A 21,493-nucleotide genomic window follows, 5' to 3' on the forward strand; every position below is an offset into this window, starting at 1 on the left:
CTACCTCCCGGCCGCCGCGGCGCACGGGCTCGCGGGTCTGGTTCGGGGCCCGGTTCGGGACCTGGTCTCGGCCAGGACGAGGTCCACCACGTCGGTCAGGCGGCCGGCCCGCCGGAACGCCTCGCGCTGCCGCGCGGCGGAGCCGCCGCGGTCCAGCGCCTCGGCGGCGAGCGAGCTGACCAGCGCCCAGTCGCCGTACGCCTCGAGCTGCGGCCGCAGGCCCTCCAGCAGCCGGCTCACCACGGTGCGGGCGGGCTTCGGGACGCCCTCGACGGGGTCGACCAGCTCGCCGTCCAGGCCGGACCGCGCCGCCCGCCACGAGGCGGCCCGGACCAGCTCCGGGCGTACGGTGCCGGGGTCCAGGGGAGTGGGCGCACCGGTGGTGAGGGCGTGGAGCTCCCGGGTGACCAGCGCGCGGAACAGCCCGGCGATCAGCACGATGTCGTCGATCCGGGGGCAGGAGTCGCACAACCGCAACTCCACGGTCGGCACGTGCGCCGAGGGCCGGACGTCGAAGTAGAGCATCCCGGGATCGCTGATGACCCCCGACCTGACCAGCTCCCTCACCATCGCGTCGTACTCGTCGGCCGACTCGAACCGCTCCGCCGGGCCGGCCGTGGGCCAGCGCTGCCACACCATCGACCGGAAGCTCGCGTAGCCGGTGTCGGCGCCCATCCAGTACGGCGAGCTGCAGCTCAGGGCCAGCAGGGGAGGCAGCCACGGGCCGAGCCGGTGGGTGACGGCCACGGCGAGGTCCCGGTCGCGCACCTCGGCGTGCACCTGCGTGCCGCAGATGAGCTGCTCGCGGGCGAGCACCTGGTAGTCGTCCAGCATCTGCTCGTAGCGCGGGTCGGGGGAGATCTTCATCGCCTCCGGGTCCAGCAGCGGGACGGTCCCGGCCGCCGCGATGCCGAGGCCGAGCCCCTCCGCCGCCGCGACCGCGTCGGCGCGCAGCCCGGTCAGCTCCCCGGCGAGGTCCTCCAGCCGGATCCGCGGCGTCGTCCCGGTCTCCAGGACCGACCGCTGCAGTTCCTGGGTGAAATGGTCGGATCGCAACTGCTGGAGCAGCAGGCCGGCTCGGGGAACGAGCTGCCGGGTCGCGAGGTCCACGATGTGGAACTCCTCCTCGACGCCGACCGCCATGTCCTCTGCGAAATCCGTCATGTGGCCGCTCCCCGCCCGTCACGAATCATTTCGTCTCTTCTGCCCCGAAAGTCGGCTTACGCACGTCATCGGCTCAGGAGGGTGATGAAAGTTACAGGCAGTCACCAAACGGTGCGGACTTCGCACGCAGCTCACCGGGTTGGTCGCCGCGGCCGTTGTGGCGGGCCCTTGACCCGGCACCGGCCCGCCGCCAGGATCACGGCGTTCCGAGCCCCGACCGTGAGCGCAGGGAGTCCGATGACCGGCCGCGCATTCTCCGTCCGAGGTCGCATCCGGCGCCTCCGGCGCCGCATCTGGACCGCCGCCGTCGCCGCGGTGCTGCTGACCGCCTGGCCCGCCGCGTCCCCGGCGGGCGCCGTCGGCGACCCGCCCGCGCCGGTGACCGGCAACGCCACCTACTTCGACGCCCTAGGCTCGCCGTACGGCGGCTGCGGGATGCCGCAGTCCCAGCTCGACTCGCAGGACTTCGTCGCCCTCAACGTGTACGACACCCCCGGCGACTACAACTTCTACCCCCGGCCGCTGACCGGCGCCAACGCGTCCAAGACCGGGTTGTGGAACAACGGGCTGAACTGCGGCCGCTTCGTCCAGGTGCAGATCTCGGACTTCTGCACCGGCGTCAACGACGGCGGGCAGAACTCGCAGTTCTGCCGGAACGGCTCGTGGGTCTCCGACGCCTACAACGGCGCCACGCTGACCATGATCGTCGCCGACAGCTGCGGCGACTCCAACGGCTGGTGCCGCGACGACCGCTACCACCTCGACCTGTCGAAGCCCTCGCTCAACAGGTTCGTGAAGAACGGCGCGCCGGTCGGGGACATGTACCCGAACCACTGGAACAACCGCCACGTCACCTGGTCGTTCATCCCGGCGCCGAACTACTCGGGCGACATCCGCATCGGGTTCCTCAAGGGCTCCCAGGCGTACTGGACCGCGATCGCGATCTCCCACCTGCCCAACGGCATCCACGGGGTGGAGTACTACGCCGACGGCGCCTGGCAGCCGGCCCAGATGAACTCCGACATGGGCCAGTCGTACCTCATCAGCGGGACCAGCAAGGGCGCGACGCGGTTCCAGATCCGCGTGCGCGACGCGGCCGACCAGCCGCTGAACGGCGGCCGCGTCTACAGCTTCGGCCTGCCCTCGTCGTGCGGCACGCAGTGCGCCGCCGACTACACCGAGGCGAGCTACACCACGACCACGACGTCGCCCAGCGCGTCCCCCTCGTCGTCCCCCTCGGTGTCTCCGTCCTCCTCCCCGTCGGTCTCACCCTCCGCTTCCCCCTCGGCGTCTCCCTCGACGTCTCCGTCCGCCTCCCCGTCGGCGAGCCCGTCCGGGAACCCGGGGACGTGCCAGGTGAGCTACCAGGTGGCCAGTTCGTGGCAGGGGGGCTTCACCGCGAACGTCACGGTCAAGAACACCGGCACGACGACCTGGGCGGACTGGACGGTCGGCTGGACCATGCCGGCCGGAGTGGGCCTCGTCAGCGGCTGGAGCGCGACCGTGACCGCCAGCGGGTCCCGCTGGACGGCGCGGGCTCCCTCCTGGGGCAAGACCCTCGCGCCCGGCGCGTCGGCGAGCTTCGGCTTCCAGGCGTCCGGATCCTCCTCGCCGGGGCCGACCGCCATCACCTGTCCCTGATCTCCGGTTCCTGATCTCCCACCGGGGACCTTCCGAAGGGCGGAAGGTCCCGGGAGACAGGGACCAGCGGCCCTGCCCGGGGCGGCGCGCGGACGGTGGGATGAGGACAGGCACGAAGGAGGAGCCATGTCCGAACCCGTCGTCGTGGGCACCGACGGCTCGCGCGCCGCGGCCGCCGCGGTGGAGTGGGCCGCGGGAGACGCCGCGCGCAGGGGCCTGTCGCTGCGGATCGTCCACGCCGTGGACCGCCTGCCGTACGAGATCGCCCGCTATCCCATCCCCATCGAGGACCAGCTCGACCGGGCCGGCCGGCGGATCCTGGAGGAGGCCGCGCAGTCCGTACGCGAGATCCATCCCGCCGTCCGCGTCGTCCCCGACCTCGTCGAGGGGGACCCGTCGAGGATGCTGCGGCGGGAGGCCGCCGGGGCGGCGGAGATCGTCGTCGGCAACCGGGGCCACGGCGGTTTCGCCGGAATGCTGCTCGGCTCGGTGAGCATGCACCTCGCCGGTCAGGTCGACGTCCCCGTCGTGGTCGTACGCCAGGGGCTGCGGGTGCCGCACGGACTGGTCGTCGCCGGCGTCGACGGCTCGGCCGAGGCGGAGGCCGCGCTGACCTACGCGTCGGAGCAGGCGCGGCTGCGCGGCTGCCGCCTGCTCGTCCTCTACGCGTGGCAGCTTCCGGTGCACACGTTCGCGCCCGAGATCACCTACGACGTCGACGAGGTGCGCAGGGCCCAGGAGGACTACGTGGCGGAGATGCTGACGGCCCACCGGGAGCGCTACCCCGAGCTGGACGCCGAGATGCGGGCCGTCTGCGCGCACCCGGTGCCCGCCCTGGTGGAGGCCGGGGAGAAGGCGGACCTGCTCGTCGTCGGCTCCCGGGGCCACGGCGCGGTCGGCTCGGCGGTGCTCGGCTCGGTCAGCCGGGCCGTCCTGCACCACGCGCACTGCCCCGTCGCGGTGGTGCGCCCGCCCCGCCGGTCCTGAAGTGTGAGTTTAAGGTTTCGCGCCAGAATCGGAGGACCCATCCGGGAAAGTCTCACAGGGCGGTTCAATGAGACGATTCAAGGAGGAATCACCGGCCGAGACAAGGGATCCTTCGTGACCGAGAACGACATCGCCGGCTTCGTGACCGGCCTGCCGGGCGTCGTCGCCTTCACCGCCGCCGAGGGCACCGGGGCCCCCCGGGCGGCGTGGGGGGACACCTTCTTCTTCTACGATCCCGACGACGACCCGTCCGCCCGGCAGATGCCCTTCGCCACGATCGTGGTCAAGGACTACGAGGGGTTCGACACCGCCTCCGGCCTCGACCGGCCCGGGGTGTTCCGGCTGAACATCGCCGTCGGCCGCGCCGGCTTCGAGGAACTGCTCGGCTATCCCCCGGCCGCGCACGCCGGACGGCACGAGACGGTGGACTACCGCGCGCTCGACCGGATCCTGCCGCATCCGGTGTACGCGGCCCAGTCCTGGGTCTGCGTGCTCAACCCCGGCGAGGCCACCGCGCCCCGGGTGCCCGCCCTTCTGACCGCCGCGCACGCCCGCGCGGCCGCCCGTCACCGGCCGCGCGGCTGACGGCCCGCAGGCGTCGTCAGGGCCGTCGTCAGGGCCGTCGTGAGGGCCGTCGTGAGGGGCGTCGTCAGGCCCGGGGGAGGGCGATCGAGGTGGCGAGGTGGCCGTCGCGCACCGTCCACCGGCCCCGCAGCACAGGCGTGCCGACGGCCGGGTCGGTGACCAGAAGGCGGGCGCTGAATTCGCCCGAGGGGTCGATGTCCACCACCGCCTCGGCGAAGTCGAGCCATCTGCGGGTCAGCGGAAACCAGACCTTGTAGACCGACTCCTTGGCACTGAACAGGATGGCGTCCCAGCACACCGCGTCGTCCGCGTCGCGCAGCGCCGTGAGCGCGGCGATCTCCGCCGGGGCGGCGACCCGGGGGAGGACGCCCTCGGGGAGGTGCTCGTGCGGCTCGGCGTCGATGCCGACCGCCAGCGCCGCCTCCGCCGGGGCCACCGCCGCCGCACGGAACCCCGAGCAGTGCGTGATGCTGCCGACCACGCCGTCCGGCCAGACCGGCGCGCCCCGCTCACCGCGCGGGATCGCGACGGGCGCCACGCCGATCGCGGCGAGCGCGCGCCTGGCGCAGTGGCGCCCGGTGACGAACTCCCGCCGCCGCCGGTCGGCGACCCGCTCGACGAGCGGCCGCTCCTCGGGGAAGAGGGTCTCCTCCGGGACGTCGCCGAACTCCTCCGCCGACGCGACCCACGGCGGCAGGATCTCAGCGATCACCGGGCCGCCCCGGCGAGCACCAGACGCGGGCGCGCCGGCCCCGCCGGGCGACCGCGCCACTCGCGTGGATAGCCCAGCGAGACCTCCTCGAAGCGTACGCCGTCGTGCCAGGTCGTCCGGGGGATGTGCAGGTGACCGTAGACCACGGCGGCGGCCCGGTAGCGCACATGCCAGTCGGCGGTGCGCTCGGTGCCGCACCACAGCGCGAACTCGGGATACCGCAGGATCCGGGTCGGCTCCCGGACCAGCGGGAAGTGGTTGACCAGCACGACCGGGCCGCCGACGCCGGCGAGGCGGCGCTCGGTCTCGGCCAGACGCGCCTCGCACCAGGCGTCGCGGGTGGGGTGCGGATCGGGGTGCAGGAGGTATTCGTCGGTGCACACGACGCCGGCCTCGTAGGCCCGTGCCAGGGCCGTCTCCTTGGTCGCGGTGCCGTCGGGACGGAAGGTGTAGTCGTAGAGGAGGAACAGCGGGGCCACCGTGACCGGCCCGTCCTCGCTCTCCCACACCGCGTACGGATCCTCGGGCGTGAGCACCCCGAGGTCACGGCAGATCTGGACAAGGCGCTCGTATCGGGCGACGCCCCGCAGCTGCACCGGGTCGGTCGGGGTGGTCCACAGTTCGTGGTTGCCGGGAGCCCAGACGACTCTCGCGAACCGCCGCGCCAGCGTGGCCAGCGCCCACTCGATGTCGGCCGGGGTCTCCGCCACGTCGCCGGCCACGACGAGCCAGTCGCCGTCGGACTCCGGACGGAGGTTCTCGACGATCTCGCGGTTCTCGTCGTGGGCGACGTGCAGATCGCTGATGGCGTACAAGCCCGTCACGTTGCCGAGTCCTCCCACCGCCCGCCGGCTCCCCTGGACAGGAGGGTACATATCGGCGGAGGGGCAGGGGAAGAACGATCAACCCCTACGCGTCCGGTAATGGCTCGCCCCCACGGAGATCGCGAGGCAGGCGAAGATCACCACCAGTGACAGCCAGACGGGGATCGCGTAGAGGTCGGCCAGGAGCATCTTCGCCCCCACGAACACGAGGATCGCGGCGAGGCCGTACCTGAGGTAGCCGAACCGGTGCATCGCCCCGGCCAGCAGGAAGTACATCGCCCGCAGCCCGAGGATCGCGAACGCGTTGGAGGTGAAGACGAGGAACGGCTCGGAGGTGACCGCGAAGATGGCGGGGATCGAGTCGACGGCGAAGACGATGTCGGTGGTCTCGACGGCGACCAGCACGGCCAGCAGCGGCGTGGCGGCCCACCGGCCGTCCTGCCGGACGAGGAACCGCGACCCCTGGAAGGCGTCGGTGACGGGCATCACCCGCCGCATGGCGCGCAGCACGGGGTTGCGCTCGGGATGCACCTCGATCGCGGCGTGCCTGGCCATCTTCACGCCCGTGTAGAGCAGGAAGGCGCCGAAGACGTACAGGATCCAGTGGAAGCGGCCGAGCAGCACGGCGCCCGCGCCGATGAACAGCGCGCGGAAGACCAGCGCGCCCAGCACGCCGAAGAACAGCACGCGATGCTCCAGTTCGCGGGGGACCGCGAAGAAGGAGAACAGCAGCGCGAACACGAACACGTTGTCGACGGCCAGCGACTTCTCGATCAGGTAACCGGCCAGGTACTCGCCACCGGCCCCGGGCCCCCAGGTCAGCCAGACGATGGCGCCGAAGCCGAGGCCGAGGACGATCCACACGCCCGACCAGGCCAGCGCCTCGCGGAACCGCACGACATGGGCGCTGCGATGGGCATAGAGATCGACGGCCAGCATGACGAGGATGACCGCCAGAACGGCGGCCCAGGCCCACAGAGGAACGGACATACGTCAACCCCCACAACCGCGCACGGCGGAATCGGCAGGTCGACGGTCTCCCCGTGCCACCGGATACGGTGACCCCCGCGCCGGGACGCCTCAGGTCGGCGGCCGTGATGACGACGCTGCGGGAAGCCGGGTACTCCCCCTCGAACTACGCCCGATTATTCGGGAAACCGGGTCGATACGTCAAAGCGGCGGCCGGGCACGCCCGGCACCGAGCCACGGCCGGGCGGGCGGCGGCCTACAGGGACCAGTCGATGACCGGCCCCGCGGGCACGATGCGCAGCGGATTGATCTTGGGATGGGTGCCGTAGTAGTGGCGCTTGATGTGGTCGAAGTCCGTCGTGCCGCCGAACGCGGGGCCGGCGTAGAGGTCGCGGGCGTAACGCCAGAGGTTGGGGTGGTCGGACAGACGGCGGATGTTGGCCTTGAAGTGGGTCACGTAGACGGTGTCGAAGCGGACGAGCGTGACCCACAGGCGCACGTCGGCCTCGGTGATCCGGTCGCCGAACAGGTAGCGGCGGCCGGCCAGCCGCTCGTCGAGTTCGCCGAGCGCCGCGAAGAGCGCCGTGACCGCCGAGTCGTACGCCTCCTGGCTCTCGGCGAAGCCGCACTTGTACACGCCGTTGTTGACGTCGGCGTACACGCGCTCGTTGAGCGCGTCGATCTCCGCCCGCAGGTCCTCGGGGTAGAGATCGACACCCGGCCGGGCCCATCGGCCGAACGCCTGGCCCAGGTCGAGGCTGATGTCGGGGAAGTTGTTGCTGACGATCCGCCCGGTGCAGCGGTCCCACAGCACCGGGACCGACACGTGGCCGTCGTAGCCGGGCTCGGTCGCCTCGTACGCCTCCCGGAGCAGGGTGAACCCGTTGAGCTCATCGGGCCCGTGCCCCGGGCCCTCGCGGAACGCCCAGCCGCGCCCGTCGCGCACGGGGTCGACGACGGACATCGAGACGACGTCCTCCAGCCCGAGAAGCGCGCGCACGATCACCGAGCGGTGCGCCCACGGGCAGGCCAGCGAGACGTACAGATGGTAGCGGCCGGGCTCGGCGGGAAAGGCGCCGTCGCCGTCGGCCGTGACGCGGTCGCGGAACCGGTAGAGCGGCCGCGCGAACGACCCGTCCGGCCTGGTGGCCGCCTTCACCGTGTAGTCACCGTAGGCCGCGAAGTCCACCGGACCCGCGACGGGAGCCGTGGTCGTCACGCGCGCACCGTCCTCTCGCCTGTGTGAGTCCGACCTGTGGGTCGCGACTCCGACGAGAGTAACCGGCGCCTGTGACAACCACGCACCCGCGCTCCGTTGGCTCGGAGTGTCGGCTCGGAGTGCCGGCTCAGTGCGCCGGCGTGCGGAAGCCGCCGGGCCGCTCGCGCTCCATCATGCCGAACCGCATGGTGGCGAGGCCGAACAGCAGGATGAGCGCGCCCACGACCACGTTGCTGATGATCGTGGAGGTGGTCGCCATGCCTCCCCGGATGACCCAGGGGGCGATGATGGTCCAGATGCCGAGCAGCGGGGCGACCCAGGAGATTCCGTAGGTGCGCCCGAACGCCGAGCTGTAACCCATCGCCAGGAGTGCCACGGCGAGACCGGTGACGAGGTTGTTCACCGCGAGCGGAGTCCGCGTGCCGCTGAATCCGACGATCCAGGGTGACAACGCCAGATACAGCCCGCTCAGGAGCGTCAGACCATCGGCCAGCTGCGCGGCGGGATTCGCCGCGGCGGCCTCGTATCGGGCCCGCATCTGCATGATGTCGGGATGCGTCCCGATGTCGGCACCGTGTGTCATGCCTCACACCACCCTTCAAAGGCGTGTGCTGTAGTCCTTATTTCTAGCGTACGCCCGTTTCGTCCCCTTTTCCCGGTTTGGTGACTGAGTGTCGGCCAGGACGCGTTTAGCCCCTCCACCAGCGGAAAGAGGGGTGGTCGTCAGCTCTGCGACCGAGAGGGGTAACCACATGGGTACGGAGGACAAGTTCCGTAACAAGTCGGAAGAGATCACCGGTAAGGCCAAGGAGGGGCTCGGCAAGGTCACCGACGACGAGCGCCTCGAGGCCGAGGGTCAGGCCGACCAGTCGAAGAGCCACATCAAGCAGGCGGGCGAGAAGGTGAAGGACGCGGCCGGCAAGGTCAAGGACGCCTTCAAGGACTGACCCGCGCGATCGTGCGTGAGGTGACGGGGCGCCGGGCCCTCCGGGGGGAGGGGCCGCGGCCGTCACCGGTGCGGGGACGAGGGTGATCACGCTGAGCCGGGGCGACGCCACCGGCGCTCTCGTCCCCCGTGCGCGGGGTTCTCCTGTGGGGGCCCTGCGACATCCCCTGAGATCCGTCCGGATCTCCTGAGATCATCCCCGCGAGATCGCTGTGAGAACCTCGGGGAACGCCCGCGTGAAGTCGCCGCGGGGGGCCGGGGGTAACTGTCGATCGGATCCCCGGACGCCGGGGGCGCCGGGGCTTCGGCCCGGATCGGTGGGCCGGTCAGGCCGGGATCAGGCCGCGTGTGGCAGCGTGACGCGGAAGGACGACGTCACGAGCGCATGGATGAGACGCACGAGCAGCGCCTCCAGGACCATGAGGGCCGCACGGGAGAGAACGGCGGCAAGGAACTCAGTCACTTCGCACCTCGGTAGGACAAATCGGCTTCTATGGAAGACTGACGCATAAACCTCCCAAACGGGCGTAGTTAAGGTTACCGTTTGGTGAACAGCGGGTGACCGTTCCGGATACTTCCCTGATCACGCGCCCAGGGCGCGACCGCACGGGCACCTGTTGGTCGTGCCCGTGCGGCGTCTGCCGGCCGTGCGGCCCCGTCCGTGCCGTCCTGTCCGTGGCGTCCTGTCCGTGGCGGTTGGTCCTGGACGGGCTCCTCGGCCGGCTCTGTGTGATGAGCCCTGTGAGCCCTGTGTGAGCCCTGTGTGAGCCCTGTGCGGCCCTGTGTGAGCCCTGTGTGAGCCCTGTGCGGCCCTGTGTGGGCCCTGTGCGGGCGCGCCCCTGGCGGCGGCTACTTGGTGGTGGCCCTGGCGCGCCGGGCGGCGCCGGCGGCCGGTGCCTTCGTCTCGCCCTTCGCCGCGGCCCGCCTCCCCGTGACCTGCTTGGCGGCTTCCGGCGTGGTCTCCATGGCGCCCGCGCCGGGCATTCCCGGCGTGGTCGCCCCAGGTGTGGGCATGGGCGTGGCCGCTCCCCGGGTGTCCTTCTGCTGCGGTCCGCCGAGCGGTGACCAGCGCTGCTCACGCGACCTGGCCCGCTGGGCGATCATGGTCCCCGCGCCGATGGCCGCCGCCACCGGCCACTCCAGGATGCCGAGGACCGCGAGCGCGCCGAGACCGCCGTAGTACATGATGCGCTCCGGTGGAGGCAGGAAGGTCCGGGCGACGTCCATGGCGTGCCCGACCTCCCGTCCGCTGATGTGCGGCATGCCGACGTGCGGCAGGTGCATCTCGGGCGCGCGAAGCTGGAGGCGCATGAACGGCAGGTCCAGGTCCAGTCGCGGCGGGTGCGCCTCCTCGGCCCCCGGGCCCATGGACGGGGCGGGTGCAGGCGGCGCGGGTGCGGGTGTGGGCGGCGTGGGCGTCGTCGTGCGGGCACGGGATGTCCGGGCCCGGGTGGTCGTCGTGCCTCCGGCCGTCGGGCCCGGTGTCGCCTCGGTCGTGGTCATGGATCCTCCTCCGTGATCCTTCCCGATGGTTCTCCGCGACGAAATGTCTCCGATCGCGGACGACCCGCGGGAACGTCACTACGAAAATGACCTTTCTATCCTCTATCGTGCCTACTGGGGTTGCTGGTGTTGATAGCGACAATTTGCCCACTTTTGCCGCTGCTTTCGTCTCCGTACGCCCCACGCGCGAGGACAGCGGGCATGACACGGACAGTGATCTTGCGGTTCGGTGCGGCCGCGGGCCGCGGCCCCGTCACCAGGTCTGCTCGCCGGCGCGCACGAGGATCTCGTTGACGGCGACTCGACGGTCCCGGGTGACGATGTAGGAGACCGCGTCGGCGATGTCCTCCGGATGCAGCAACTCGATGTTCTCGATCTGGCGCTCCACGGCCTGTCGCACGCCGTCGCGGAGGTGGGAGCTCAGCTCGGTGTCCACCGTGCCGGGCTCGACCACGCTCACCCGGAGGCCCTTCCGCACGACCTCCTGCCGCAGGGCCTCGGTGAACCCGTTGACGCCGAACTTCGTCAGGTTGTAGACGGCCGTCCCGGGCCGGGCGACCCTGCCCCCCGTGGAACTGATGTTGACCAGGTCCGCGACCTTCCGCGGGGAGTCCTCCGCGGCGCGGAGGAGGTGCGGCAGGGCGGCATGGGTGGTGTACAGCAGGCCCTGGACGTTGACCGCGAGCATGTGATCCCACTCCTCGAGCGGGGATTCCGCGGCCTGCCCCATGCCCATGAAACCGGCGTTGTTGACGAGCGTGTCCAGGCGGCCGAGCTCGGTCACCACGCTTTCCACCGCCGCCGCGGCCTGTCGCCGGTCGGTGATGTCGGCCTGCACGACGAGCGCGGTGCCGCCGTCGGCCCGGACCTTGTCCGCGACCTCCTCCAGCCTGCCGCGCCGCCGCCCGAGGACGGCGACCGCCGCGCCCTCCGCGGCGAGGCCGCGGGCGGTCGCCTCGCCGATGCCGCTGCCGGCGCCGGTCACCAGCGCCACGGTGTTCCGCAGTCGTCCGGTCATGGTGTTCTCCTCCGATGTCGTCGTGGTCGTGGCCTTCGCGGGCCCCTGGGCTGTGGCCGTCCGCGGCTGCGGACCTCGAAGGGCCCGGTGAGTGTGTCGGCGCCGTGCCGCCTGCTGTGGAAAGTGCTTCCTGCACGGGTCTGCCGGAGTTCATCACCACGTCGGCGGGGGTGGGGAGCGGCCCCTGGCGTCCGGCGGCGGACGGCCCGATCACTCGCGGGGAGGCCCGGAGCCGCGGTAGCCTTTTATCCGGAACCGGTTCCGGTTGTAACCGTATCCGGAACCGGTTCCGGATACAAGCTGGAGAGAAAGGGCGGGGATTGGCCGACGATGGCGAGGACGGCTCCGTACGGCGGCACCGGCCGCTGCGGGCCGACGCGAAGCGCAACGAAGACCGTCTGCTCAGGGCCGCGGCAGTCGTCCTGGCCCGCGATGGAGCCGACGCCTCGGTCAAGGACGTCGCGCGCGAGGCCGGCGTGGGTGTGGGCACGCTCTACCGCCGGTTCCCGTCCAAGGAACTGCTGATCGAGGCGGTGCACCGGCATGAGGTGCGGCTCCTGTGCGAGGCGGCGCCCGAGCTCGCGGCCTCGCTGCCCCCGGTGGACGCGCTACGTGCCTGGATGGAGCGCTTCATCGACTTCATGGCCACCAAGCACGGCATGGCCGACGCCCTCCGTGTGGTGCTGACCGACGACAGCGAGCGGCTGCAGACCCGCGCCGACCTCGCCGAAGCGGTGGATCGCCTTCTCGCTGCCGGGAGGAGCCACGGGGCCGTGCGAGAACAGGCGAAGCCCCAGGACGTCCTGATGGCGCTCGGCGGCATCAGCTACATGGCGGGCGCCGAGCAGGAACCCGCCCTCGCCACAAGGCTCATCGACCTGCTCCTGCACGGCATCGTGACGAGCTGAACGGCGCCCGGCCCGCGACGCCGGTGTGCCCGCCGTGGCCGAGGCCCTGGCCGGCGCCGGCTCGGAGGAACGTGGCACTAACGGTCGAGGACGTGCAGCGCGCGGGAGCCGGTGCTGAGCGGCTCCGGCCCCTCCTCGCCGCACACGACCACGTCGGCCACCCGGGCGCCGAAGAGGTCGGGCAGGTAGACGGCGGGCTCCAGGCAGACGGTCATCCCGGCCTCGAACCTCTCCCCGGCCGCCAGCCAGGGCCCCTCCACCGGGCTCAGCCCGATGCCCCGGCCGGCCCCGGCGGCGGCGTAGTCGCCGTAGCCGCTGCCGTAGATGACCTCGCCGGCGACCGTCGCGGCCTCGGCGCACGCCACTCCGGGGCGTACGAGGTCGACGGCGGCCCGCTGAGCGGCGAGGACGACCGAGTACATGGCGTCGAAGTCCTCCGGCGGCTCGGCGACCGCGAAGACCCGGGCGACCTCGGCGCAGTAGCCGTTCCAGCGCCCGCCGACCGAGACGAGCAGCGCGTCACCGGGGTTGATCACCCGCTCGCACGGCCGGTGACGCGCCTCGGCGGAGTGCTCGCCCGCCGCGACGAGCACGGAGGGCGTCCCCTCACAACCCGTCTCGGCGAGCATCGCCCGCAGCCTGCGGGCCATCGCCAGCTCGGTGGCGCCGAACCAGGCCAGCTCGCGGGCCGCGAGCAGCACGGCGTCGGCCACCGCGGCGGCGTGCCGCATCGCGGTCACCTCGTCGGCCCGCTTGCGCAGGCGGAGCGGCGCGAGCACGGCCGAGGCCAGCACGAGCTCCGCGTCCAGGCGCAGCGCGAACAGTTCGGCGGCGTGCATCTGCGGGTCCACTGCCACGCGGCGTGCCGCCGGGGGCACGAGGGCCGCCGCCTGCGCGGGGTCGCCCGCCGGGGTGGGCGGCCCGTCGAGCGCCATGACGAGATAGCCCGCCTCCGCGAGCCCCGCCGAGCGGGCGCGCAGATACCGGAAGTCCGGCGAGGGCCGCAGCACGAGGGCGTCGATACCCGCATCGGCCATCCCGGCACGTACGTCCTCCAGCATGAGGGGGTCGATCATGACAGGGAGGACGGCTCCGGCTCGTGCAGCCAGCAGGCCACCGGCCCGAAGTCCGGCTCCCGCTCCCGGCACACGTCCATGGCGAGCGGGCAGCGGGGGTGGAACCGGCAGCCCACCGGGGGATCGGCGGGGTCGGGCACGTCTCCGGGCAGTTCGGCGGGCAGCACCCCGGCGCCGTCGGGGGAAGGGATCGCGGCGAGCAGCGCCCGCGTGTACGGGTGCCTGGGGTCGGCCCACACCTCCGCGGTCGGCCCGGTCTCCACGACCTTGCCGAGGTACATGACCGCGATCCGGTCGGCGATCAGCCGCACGACGGACAGGTCGTGGCTGATGAACAGCAGGCCCGCGCCGGACTCCACGGCGAGGTCGCGCATCAGCCGGGCCACCTGCGCCTGGGCGGAGGCGTCCAGCGCGGAGATGGGCTCGTCCCCGATCAGCAGCGACGGCCGGGCGGCGAGCGCCCGCGCGATGGCGACGCGCTGCCGCTGCCCTCCGGAGAACTCGTGCGGGTATCGGCCGGCGAACGCGCGCGGCAGCCCGACCCGTTCGAGCAGGTCGGCGGGGCTGGTCGCGGTGTCGCCCGCCGTACGCAGTCCGTCGGCGATCTGCGCGCCCACGCGGCGGCGCGGGTTCAGCGAGGAGTACGGATCCTGAAACACCATCTGTACGCCGGTCAGCCCGGGGTCCCTGCGGCGCAGGCCGAGGGGCGTCACGGGGTGGCCGCCGACGAGGATCCGCCCGGAGGCCGCGCCGTGCAGCCCGCACACCGCCCGGGCCAGGGTGGACTTGCCGCACCCCGACTCGCCCACCAGGCCGACGACCTCGCCGGCGGCGACGTGCAGGCCGGCCCCGGCCACGGCCCGCACGACAGGGCGGCCCGGCGTGCGGTGCTCGACGACCAGGTCCTCCACGGACAGCAGGGGCCCAGTCAGAGGCATGGTCATGGCGAGTTCTCCCCAGGAGGCACGGGCAGGGCGTCGAGCAGCGAGCGGGTGTAGGGATGGCGCGGCTCCCGCAGCACCCGGCCGCGCGGGCCGGTCTCCACGACCAGCCCGTCCTTCATCACGCTCACCTCGTCGGCGACGGCCGACATCACACCGAGGTCGTGGGTGACGAGGAGGATGGCGAGGCCGAGGTCGTCGCACAGCCCGCGCAGCAGGCGGAGGATTCCCGCCTGCACGGTCACGTCGAGCGCGGTCGTCGGCTCGTCGGCGATGAGCACCTCGGGCTCGCAGGCCAGCGCGACGGCGATGGCGATCCGCTGCCGCATGCCGCCGGAGAACTGGTGCGGGTAGCGCTTCAGCGCCTCCTCGGGGCCCGGGATGCGCACCTTGGCGAGCAGGCCGGCGGCCCGCTCGCGCGCTTCCCTCCTGCCGATGCCCAGGTGGTGGCGCATGTGCTCGGTGAGCTGCCGCTCCACCGTCAGCATCGGGTGCAGGCTGGTCGCCGGGTCCTGGAAGACCATGGCGATCTTCGAGCCGCGCACCTCGTTGAGCTCGCGGGCGGGCATCTCCAGCAGGTCACGGCCGCCGAAGGCGATCCGTCCCGACGCGCGGGAGCCGTGGGGGAGCAGGCCGAGCACGGCGAGACCGGTCATGGTCTTGCCCGAGCCGCTCTCGCCGGCGAGGCCGTGCACGCGCCCCGCTTCCAGGGCCAGGTCGACGCCGTGCAGGACGTCGTGGCCGCCGATCGACACCCGTAGCCCCTCGACCGTCAGCGCGGCCGCCTGTGGTTCCGCCGTCACAGCGCACGCTCCTTGATCGCCCCGGCGGTACGCGGGTCGAGCGCGTCGCGCAGCGTGTCGCCGAGGAAGTTGAACGCGAGGACGACCGTCAGGATCGCGAGCCCGGGGAACGTCGCGACCCACCAGCTGTCGAAGACGTCCACTCCGGCGGCGACCATCGCACCCCACTCGGGCGACGGCGGCTTCGCGCCGAGCCCGAGGAACGAAAGGCCCGACAGCAACAGCAGCGCGGTCCCGATGTCGAGGGTGGCGAGCACCATGACGGGCCCGGTGACGTTCGGCAGCACGTCCACCCGCAGCGACCGCCAGGCGGAGAAGCCCAGCAGCCGCCCGCTGAGCACGAACTCCCGCTCCCGTACGCCGAGCACGAGGCCGCGGGTCACCCGGGCGTACGCCGGCCAGGCGACGACGAGCACGGCGAGCACCGCGTTGCCGAGGCTCGCGCCGAGGGCGGCGGCGACGACCATCGCGAGGATGACGGTGGGGAAGGCGAACACGAGGTCGGCCAGGCGCATGATCGTCTCGTCCACCCACCGGCCGAAGTATCCCGCGCAGGCGCCGAGCAGGCCGCCGACCACCACCGACAGCGCCACGAGCAGCAGCGTGAGCGGGATGGACACCCGCGCGCCGTACATGATCCGGCTGAGGACGTCGCGGCCGAGCTGGTCGGTGCCGAGCCAGTGGCCCGGGCCGGGCGGCGCGAGCCGGGGCAGCTCCTGGGCCAGCGGGTCGTGCGGCGCGAGCACCGGCGCGGCCAGCGCGACCACGATCCAGGCCAGCGCGACGACGGTGCCGACGACCGCCAGCGGCCGCCGCCACGCCTGCGGGAGCCGGCTCACGCGGCTGCGCGCGAACAGGCCGGCGCGCTTCATGAGACCCTCACCCTCGGGTCGATGACGCCGTACAGCACGTCGACGACCAGGTTGATGACGAGGTAGACCACGCCCACCACGAGACCGACGCCCATGACGGCGGGAAGGTCGAGGGTGGTGGCGCTCTTGTAGGCGTACTGGCCGACCCCGGGCCAGGCGAAGACGGCCTCCACCAGCACGGTGCCGGACAGCAGGCTGCCGAACGCCAGGCCGGCGACGGTGATGACGGGCACCAGCGCCGGGCGCAGGACGTAGCGGAACAGCACCACGCGGCCGGGCAGGCCCTTGGCGCGGGCGGCGCGCACGTAGTCCTGCCCGAGCACCTCCAGCACCGCCGAGCGGGTGAACCGCGTCAGCAGGCCGATCGTGTAGAGGGCCAGCACGAGCGCCGGCGCGGCCAGGTGGCCGACGGCCGAGGAAAGCGCGTCCCAGCGCCCCGACAGTAGGGCGTCGACCGTGTAGAGGCCGGTGACCTGCGGCGGCGGGGTCATCCCGGGATCGACCCGGCCGCTGCCCGGGGTGATCTGCAGCCGGAAGAAGAACACGTAGAACGCCACCAAGGCGAGCCAGAACGTCGGCACCGAGATGCCGACCAGGCTCAGCACCCGCAGCACGTGGTCGGACAGACGGTCGCGGCGCAGCGCCGCGACCACCCCGAATCCGACGCCGAGGACCAGCGAGACGAGGATGGCGGCGCCCGCCAGCTCCAGCGTGGCCGGCACGGACTCGGCGAGGTCGTCCAGCACCGGGCGGTGGCTCTGCTGGCTCGTCCCGAGGTCGCCGTGCAGCAGTCCTTCGAGGTGCATCAGGTATTGCTGCGGCAGCGGCCGGTCGAGTCCGTGGTCGGCGCGCCACTGGGCCACGATCGCCGGGTCGCCGACCGCCCGCTGGCCGAGGTTGGCCGCCACCGGGTCACCCGGCACCAGGTTGGTCAGCACGAAGGTGACCAGCGTGATCCCTACCGCCAGCAGCAGCGCCGTGAGGATCCGCCGCACCAGGAACCGGGCGAGCGGGCTGCGCACCGCCCGGTTCCCCGTACGGCGACTACTTGGCGCCGAGGCCGGCGACATCGATCGTCCACACGGGGTGGTACTCCACGCCGGTGACGGACGCCGCCGTCACGATGTTCTGGCCCGGCTGGATCAGCGGCATGAACGGACCGGTCGCGTTGAGCTTCTGCTGGAAGTCGGTGTACGCCTGCTTGCGGTCGTCGTCGGTCACCGCGGCGCCGGCCTTGCCGGCCGCGGCCTCGACGTCCTTGTCCGCGCCCGCCTTCCACCCGGCCCGCAGGCCGACCAGCTTGCCCGGGGCGAACGACAGGTAGTTGCTGGGGTCGGGGAAGTCGGGGCCCCAGTACCACAGGCCCAGCTCCTCCTTGCCGTTGCGGTAGTTGTCCAGCGCGGTGGTGACCGGAGCGGGGGTCAGCTCGACCGTGATGCCGACCTCCTTGAGGTTGGCCTGGATGCGCTCGGCCAGCGGCTGGAAGGACAGGCCGTTCACGGTCAGCTCGCTGGGGTACTCCAGCTTGACCGCGGGGTCGGTCACGCCGCTCTCCGCCAGCGCCGCCTTGGCGCCCTCGACGTCGCGCTTGGCCGCCTGGTCGGGCGGGAGCGCGCCGAGGAACATCGACGGGATGATGCCCGACGCCTGCGTCGAGCCCTCCCCGGCCAGCTCCAGCAGGCCCGGGTAGTCGATGCCCTTGCGCACGGCCTCGACGAACCTGGGGTTGGAGGTGACCTTGCTGACGGCCGGGTCCTGGTTGGCGAGCAGGAAGAACACGTACGCCGAGGCGGTCCGCTTGACCTGCAGGCCGCCGGAGACGCCGGCCACCTGGTCGCCGGACAGGTTCAGCGCCACCTGGCTGTCGCCGCGCTGCACGTTGAGCTTCTGCGCGGCCGACTCGACGTTGCGGATGACCACCTTGTCGTAGTAGGGCCTCTTCGTGCCCCAGTACTGCGCGTTCGCCTTCAGCACGACCTGGGTGCTCACGTTGAAGGACTCGATCGTGTACGGCCCGGAGCCCGCCGAGGCGGAGTTCAGGTACTGCTCGGCCTTGTCGTTCGGGTCGTTCGTCGCGCCGTGCTCCTTGGCCGCCTTCGAGTTGAGGATGCCGAGGGCCGGGTTCGGAAGGATGTACGGAAGCGCCGGGTTCGGCGTCTTCGACGTCAGCGTGATGGTCGTGTCGTCGTTCTTGGCGATCTCCACGCCGTCGAGCAGGAACGACGGCGTGCCCTTCATGTCGCGCACGCGGGTGAGGGAGAACACCACGTCGTCGGCCGTCACCGGGGAGCCGTCGGAGAACTTGGCGCCCTGCCGCAGCTTGAGCGTGAGCTCCTTGCCGTCGGACGACAGTTCGTACGACTCGGCGAGCGACGGCACCGGCTTGGTGACGTCGGAGCCTTCGAACGTGAGGAGCGTGTCGTAGGTCGCCTTGTCGACGATCAGGCCGGTCGGCTCGTAGGTCCGCCCCGGGTCCGCCGTCTTGAGGTCGAAGGAGGTGTCTATCACGAGCGTCTTGCCCGCGGCGCCGCTTGGGGTGCTGCTGGACGAGCCGCCGCCGGAGCAGGCCGCGAGGGCGAGGGCGCCGGTGAGCACAACCGGGAGCAGGCCGGCCCTCGCCTGCCACGAACGGGTCGTCATTATGTGTCCTCCGAAAACAGGCCGACTCTTGGCCGTATGGACGTTTGGTCGCCGATCGTCCAGGATTGTCCGGCAGAAAGTCCAGCTCATGCGGCTAGGCCGAGACGAATCTCCCGTGGAGGATGAACCAGTGACCGAAATATCAGGCAACTCGGGGTCCGGAGGCGGCGCCGCTGGACGGATCGGCATCGGCCTGGAGCTGGACGCGACCCATCTGAAGATCCTTGAGGTGCTCAGAGACAACGGGCGCGTCTCGGTGTCCGCTCTCGCCGAGCGGGTGGGGATCTCCAGGGCCAACGCCTACACACGCTTCGAGGCGCTCCGCGCCGACGGCGTGATCAGGCGCTTCACGGCCGAGATCGACCACCAGCGGGCCGGCCTCGGCATCGTCGCGCTGATCTTCGTGACCGTGCGCCAGCAGATGTGGCGGCAGTTCCGCGCCCAGCTCGCGCAGATGCCGGAGGTGGAGTACTGCGCAATCACCACCGGGCAGCACGACGCCATGATCCAGGTGCGGATGGCCGACGTGGCCGAGGTGCACGCGATGGTCACCGAGCGGCTGGCCGGCATCCCGGCCGTCAAGGCCACCGAGACCGTGTTCATCCTCGACGAGGTGCTCAGGCGGCCGTACGTGCTGCCCGGCGACATGGAGCGGGACCGGGGCCGCGGCGCCCCGCGGCGGCCCGCCCCCTCGGCCTCGCCGGAGCCCGAGCAGGGACAGGGGCTGCCGCTCGGCAAGATGCGCTTCGTCGGCGCGGCCGAGGGCCGCGCCGCGCTGCGCGATGCCACTTAGCGGGGACGAGTCAGGAGACCACTTCGGCGCAGACGCTGACGTGGGTGACGTCGTCGCCCTCGAACTGGAACTCCTCCACCAGTCGCAGCCTGCCGTCCTCGGCCGCCTCGATGCGGCTGGTGCTGCGGCCGCTCGCGCGCTCGCCTGTCTTCAGCAGGTGGACGTAGGACAGCTCGACACGGTCGGCCTCCCGGGTGCCGACGAACCGGCCGTCGACGACGGTGTCGCCCGTGTAGTGCCCCCAGATGACGCCGCCCGACTCCTGGTACGCGAACTCGGTGGGCGCGTCGGCGTCCACCGGGCCGGCCGTGGAGCTGATCATGATGAAGCGGCGGCCGTTGAGCAGGTCTGTGTCGTTCACGAGTCCGCATCGTGCCGAACCGAACGAGATTCGCAACCCGCTCTGGACGTTCCGCTCGCCGGACACCGGCGGGGCGGATGATCCGTCCAGATCACCCGCCGCGGCCCGGCCCGATCGTGAACAGGTGTCAGCGGCCGACTATCTCGGAGAGCGCGGCCAGGGCGGCGCCCCGGGCTCCGGCCATGTCGAGGTCCTCCACCAGCGTGATCGTGGCCACCTGCCGCTGCTCCTCCCGCAGCAGCGTGTGCTCGCGGACCTTCTCCAGGAACCACTCGCGGAAGTGCGGGGCCGCCTCGACCACCCCGCCGCCGAGGAAGTACGCGTCGGGGTCGGTGAAGTTGGCCGCGACGGTGAACAGCCTGCCGATGGCCATCGCCTGCTGTTCGAAGACCTTGAGAGCCAGCGCGTCGCCGTTCTCGGCGTACCCGCGCAGCAGCCGGGCCGCCTTCGCGACGGGTTCGACCCCGGTGAGCTCGTGGCCGGGGAAGCGGGTCAGCCAGTAGGGCAGCAGGTTCTTCTCGATGCCGGTCAGCGAGGCGACGCTCTCGGCGTCCCCGGTGAAGCCGCAGTTGCACTCCGGCAGCGGCTGGTCCGCCTCCAGCAGGCCCTGCATGGGGATGTGGACGTGCCCGAGCTCGCCGGCCATCCCGGCGGCGCCCTTCACGACGTGCCCCGACTGGATCACGCCGCCGCCGAGACCCGTGCCGACGATCGCGGAGACGGACGAGCGCTGCCAGGCGTCCCCGCCGAAGCGCACGTGGTGGGAGTAGAGCGCCGCCGCGTTGCCGTCGTTGTTGTAGACGACCGGCAGCCCCAGCCGGGCCTCCAGGGCGGCGCGGAAGTCGAAGCCGAACCAGCCGGGGTCGACGAAGTTCGTCGCGCCCTTGGAGGAGATCACGCCGCCGGCGCTGGCCGGGCCGGGGGTGTCGAGGCCCACCGCGCGCACCGTGGACCGGGGGGTGCCGGTCAGCTCCAGCACGTTGCCGAGGGCGAGGAGGAGCTGCTCGACCGCGACCTCGGGGCCCTCCCGCACGAGGCTCGGGGTCTCGACCATGCGGTCCACGAGGAAACGTCCGGAGGCGTCGAGGACGGTCGCGTTGTTGCTTGTCCCGCCGTTGTCGAGCCCGACGACGACCCAGGACCCTGCATCTGTCATTGGGGGATGTCCTTTGTTCGAGCGTGTCAGAGCGAAGACTACGAGAGCCGGCGTCCGGTGGGCAGCCGCTGGGCCGCGACCGGCCGGATGGGGCACAGGCGCAGGGTACGGCGGCCTTCGTCACATGACGGCATGGTGAAAGATTCAGTTCGGCCACCGCCCCGGCCCGGCCGCCTCCGGCCGCCGCCGCGCCCGTGAGCTGGGCCGTACGCCGCCGCCGGACGCGTGGCCCGGGGCGGAGCGGCGAGGGCGCGGCGGCGTCCGTTGACCTGCCGTGCGACCGGGAGAAAACATCTGCGTCCGGGGCCGCAGCGTCGCGACCCGTGCGCCCGGCCAGGCCGGCCGGCGCCGCTCCCGTCGTCGCGCACGCGCGGC

General features: G+C 72.0%; 23 protein-coding genes. 6 read left to right on the forward strand and 17 right to left on the reverse strand.

From position 1 onward, the window contains the following. The gene (locus HHX37_RS26570) at positions 1–1,164 is read right to left on the reverse strand and encodes a carboxylate-amine ligase (RefSeq protein ID WP_182887191.1); all 1,164 of its coding nucleotides are present in this window, start codon (positions 1,162–1,164) and stop codon (positions 1–3) included. A 237-nt stretch (positions 1,165–1,401) separates the two neighbouring features. Here HHX37_RS26570 and HHX37_RS26575 point away from each other — a divergent pair, with 237 nt between their 5' ends. The 3 genes from HHX37_RS26575 (at position 1,402) to HHX37_RS26585 (ending at position 4,377) form a co-directional block, all read left to right on the forward strand. Further along, positions 1,402–2,805: a cellulose binding domain-containing protein gene (locus tag HHX37_RS26575; protein ID WP_182887192.1), complete on the forward strand. Its 1,404-nt coding sequence runs from the start codon at positions 1,402–1,404 to the stop codon at positions 2,803–2,805. Positions 2,806–2,931: 126 nt separating this feature from the next. Next, entirely contained in the window at positions 2,932–3,792 is an 861-nt protein-coding gene (locus HHX37_RS26580) for a universal stress protein (RefSeq protein ID WP_182887193.1), read from the forward strand. A 114-nt stretch (positions 3,793–3,906) separates the two neighbouring features. Continuing rightward, the gene (locus HHX37_RS26585; protein WP_182873519.1) at positions 3,907–4,377 is read left to right on the forward strand and encodes a DUF6194 family protein; all 471 of its coding nucleotides are present in this window, start codon (positions 3,907–3,909) and stop codon (positions 4,375–4,377) included. 64 nt (positions 4,378–4,441) lie between these two features. On the opposite strand, the gene HHX37_RS26590 is transcribed toward HHX37_RS26585, so the two are convergent. The 5 genes from HHX37_RS26590 to HHX37_RS26610 all read right to left on the reverse strand — a co-directional run bounded on the left by HHX37_RS26590 (position 4,442) and on the right by HHX37_RS26610 (position 8,684). Next, entirely contained in the window at positions 4,442–5,089 is a 648-nt protein-coding gene (locus HHX37_RS26590) for a 4'-phosphopantetheinyl transferase family protein (RefSeq protein WP_182887194.1), read from the reverse strand. Next, entirely contained in the window at positions 5,086–5,964 is an 879-nt protein-coding gene (locus HHX37_RS26595; protein WP_182881117.1) for a metallophosphoesterase family protein, read from the reverse strand. The genes HHX37_RS26590 and HHX37_RS26595 overlap by 4 nt, the downstream gene beginning before the upstream one ends. A gap of 27 nt (positions 5,965–5,991) precedes the next feature. Next, positions 5,992–6,903, reverse strand: coding sequence for a TerC family protein (locus HHX37_RS26600; RefSeq protein ID WP_182887195.1), 912 nt, complete (start codon positions 6,901–6,903; stop codon positions 5,992–5,994). A gap of 235 nt (positions 6,904–7,138) precedes the next feature. Further along, a complete protein-coding gene (locus HHX37_RS26605) occupies positions 7,139–8,101 on the reverse strand; it encodes a glutathione S-transferase family protein (RefSeq protein WP_182887196.1) in 963 nt (320 codons plus the stop codon). A 127-nt stretch (positions 8,102–8,228) separates the two neighbouring features. After that, on the reverse strand, positions 8,229–8,684 hold the full coding sequence (locus HHX37_RS26610; RefSeq protein WP_111701275.1) for an SPW repeat protein: 456 nt from the start codon (positions 8,682–8,684) through the stop codon (positions 8,229–8,231). Positions 8,685–8,853: 169 nt separating this feature from the next. Here HHX37_RS26610 and HHX37_RS26615 point away from each other — a divergent pair, with 169 nt between their 5' ends. Next, positions 8,854–9,048 carry a CsbD family protein gene (locus HHX37_RS26615; protein ID WP_111701274.1) on the forward strand — a complete coding sequence of 65 codons (195 nt, stop codon included), beginning with the start codon at positions 8,854–8,856 and terminating at the stop codon, positions 9,046–9,048. 336 nt (positions 9,049–9,384) lie between these two features. Here the strand turns inward: HHX37_RS26615 and HHX37_RS37200 are convergent, their stop codons facing one another. From HHX37_RS37200 to HHX37_RS26625, 3 genes are all read right to left on the reverse strand, one after another. Beyond that, positions 9,385–9,510, reverse strand: a complete 126-nt coding sequence (locus tag HHX37_RS37200) for a hypothetical protein (RefSeq protein ID WP_259402148.1) — start codon at positions 9,508–9,510, stop codon at positions 9,385–9,387. A gap of 386 nt (positions 9,511–9,896) precedes the next feature. Beyond that, the gene (locus tag HHX37_RS26620) at positions 9,897–10,550 is read right to left on the reverse strand and encodes a hypothetical protein (RefSeq protein WP_182887197.1); all 654 of its coding nucleotides are present in this window, start codon (positions 10,548–10,550) and stop codon (positions 9,897–9,899) included. Between the two features lie 253 nt (positions 10,551–10,803). Next, the gene (locus HHX37_RS26625) at positions 10,804–11,568 is read right to left on the reverse strand and encodes an SDR family NAD(P)-dependent oxidoreductase (protein ID WP_182887198.1); all 765 of its coding nucleotides are present in this window, start codon (positions 11,566–11,568) and stop codon (positions 10,804–10,806) included. Positions 11,569–11,888: 320 nt separating this feature from the next. Between HHX37_RS26625 and HHX37_RS26630 the strand changes: the two genes are divergently transcribed. Then, a complete protein-coding gene (locus HHX37_RS26630) occupies positions 11,889–12,476 on the forward strand; it encodes a TetR/AcrR family transcriptional regulator (RefSeq protein WP_220501492.1) in 588 nt (195 codons plus the stop codon). A 77-nt stretch (positions 12,477–12,553) separates the two neighbouring features. Here HHX37_RS26630 and HHX37_RS26635 read toward each other — a convergent pair whose 3' ends face one another. From HHX37_RS26635 to HHX37_RS26660, 6 genes are read right to left on the reverse strand one after another with little or no spacing between them, the layout of a single operon-like run. Next, a complete protein-coding gene (locus HHX37_RS26635; RefSeq protein ID WP_259406789.1) occupies positions 12,554–13,552 on the reverse strand; it encodes a M24 family metallopeptidase in 999 nt (332 codons plus the stop codon). Further along, the gene (locus HHX37_RS26640) at positions 13,549–14,496 is read right to left on the reverse strand and encodes an ABC transporter ATP-binding protein (protein ID WP_182887200.1); all 948 of its coding nucleotides are present in this window, start codon (positions 14,494–14,496) and stop codon (positions 13,549–13,551) included. Before HHX37_RS26640 ends, HHX37_RS26635 begins: the two co-directional genes overlap by 4 nt. Beyond that, positions 14,493–15,296, reverse strand: coding sequence for an ABC transporter ATP-binding protein (locus tag HHX37_RS26645; RefSeq protein WP_182887201.1), 804 nt, complete (start codon positions 15,294–15,296; stop codon positions 14,493–14,495). The genes HHX37_RS26640 and HHX37_RS26645 overlap by 4 nt, the downstream gene beginning before the upstream one ends. Next, a complete protein-coding gene (locus HHX37_RS26650; protein ID WP_182881110.1) occupies positions 15,293–16,168 on the reverse strand; it encodes an ABC transporter permease in 876 nt (291 codons plus the stop codon). Before HHX37_RS26650 ends, HHX37_RS26645 begins: the two co-directional genes overlap by 4 nt. Then, positions 16,165–17,190 (reverse strand): ABC transporter permease, encoded by a 1,026-nt coding sequence (locus tag HHX37_RS26655; RefSeq protein WP_310738118.1) that lies wholly within the window; start codon positions 17,188–17,190, stop codon positions 16,165–16,167. Before HHX37_RS26655 ends, HHX37_RS26650 begins: the two co-directional genes overlap by 4 nt. A gap of 22 nt (positions 17,191–17,212) precedes the next feature. After that, positions 17,213–18,808 carry an ABC transporter substrate-binding protein gene (locus tag HHX37_RS26660; protein ID WP_182887202.1) on the reverse strand — a complete coding sequence of 532 codons (1,596 nt, stop codon included), beginning with the start codon at positions 18,806–18,808 and terminating at the stop codon, positions 17,213–17,215. Positions 18,809–18,938: 130 nt separating this feature from the next. On the opposite strand from HHX37_RS26660, the gene HHX37_RS26665 reads away from it, so the two are divergent. Beyond that, positions 18,939–19,601: an Lrp/AsnC family transcriptional regulator gene (locus HHX37_RS26665; RefSeq protein WP_111701266.1), complete on the forward strand. Its 663-nt coding sequence runs from the start codon at positions 18,939–18,941 to the stop codon at positions 19,599–19,601. 10 nt (positions 19,602–19,611) lie between these two features. Here HHX37_RS26665 and HHX37_RS26670 read toward each other — a convergent pair whose 3' ends face one another. Both HHX37_RS26670 and HHX37_RS26675 read right to left on the reverse strand, forming a co-directional pair. Further along, the gene (locus HHX37_RS26670; protein ID WP_310738117.1) at positions 19,612–19,962 is read right to left on the reverse strand and encodes a hypothetical protein; all 351 of its coding nucleotides are present in this window, start codon (positions 19,960–19,962) and stop codon (positions 19,612–19,614) included. A gap of 127 nt (positions 19,963–20,089) precedes the next feature. Then, positions 20,090–21,118: an ROK family protein gene (locus tag HHX37_RS26675; RefSeq protein WP_182887203.1), complete on the reverse strand. Its 1,029-nt coding sequence runs from the start codon at positions 21,116–21,118 to the stop codon at positions 20,090–20,092. Between the last annotated feature and the right edge of the window lie 375 nt (positions 21,119–21,493).

Source organism: Microbispora sp. H10885, assembly GCF_014161415.1.
GTDB classification, from domain to species: domain Bacteria; phylum Actinomycetota; class Actinomycetes; order Streptosporangiales; family Streptosporangiaceae; genus Microbispora; species Microbispora triticiradicis.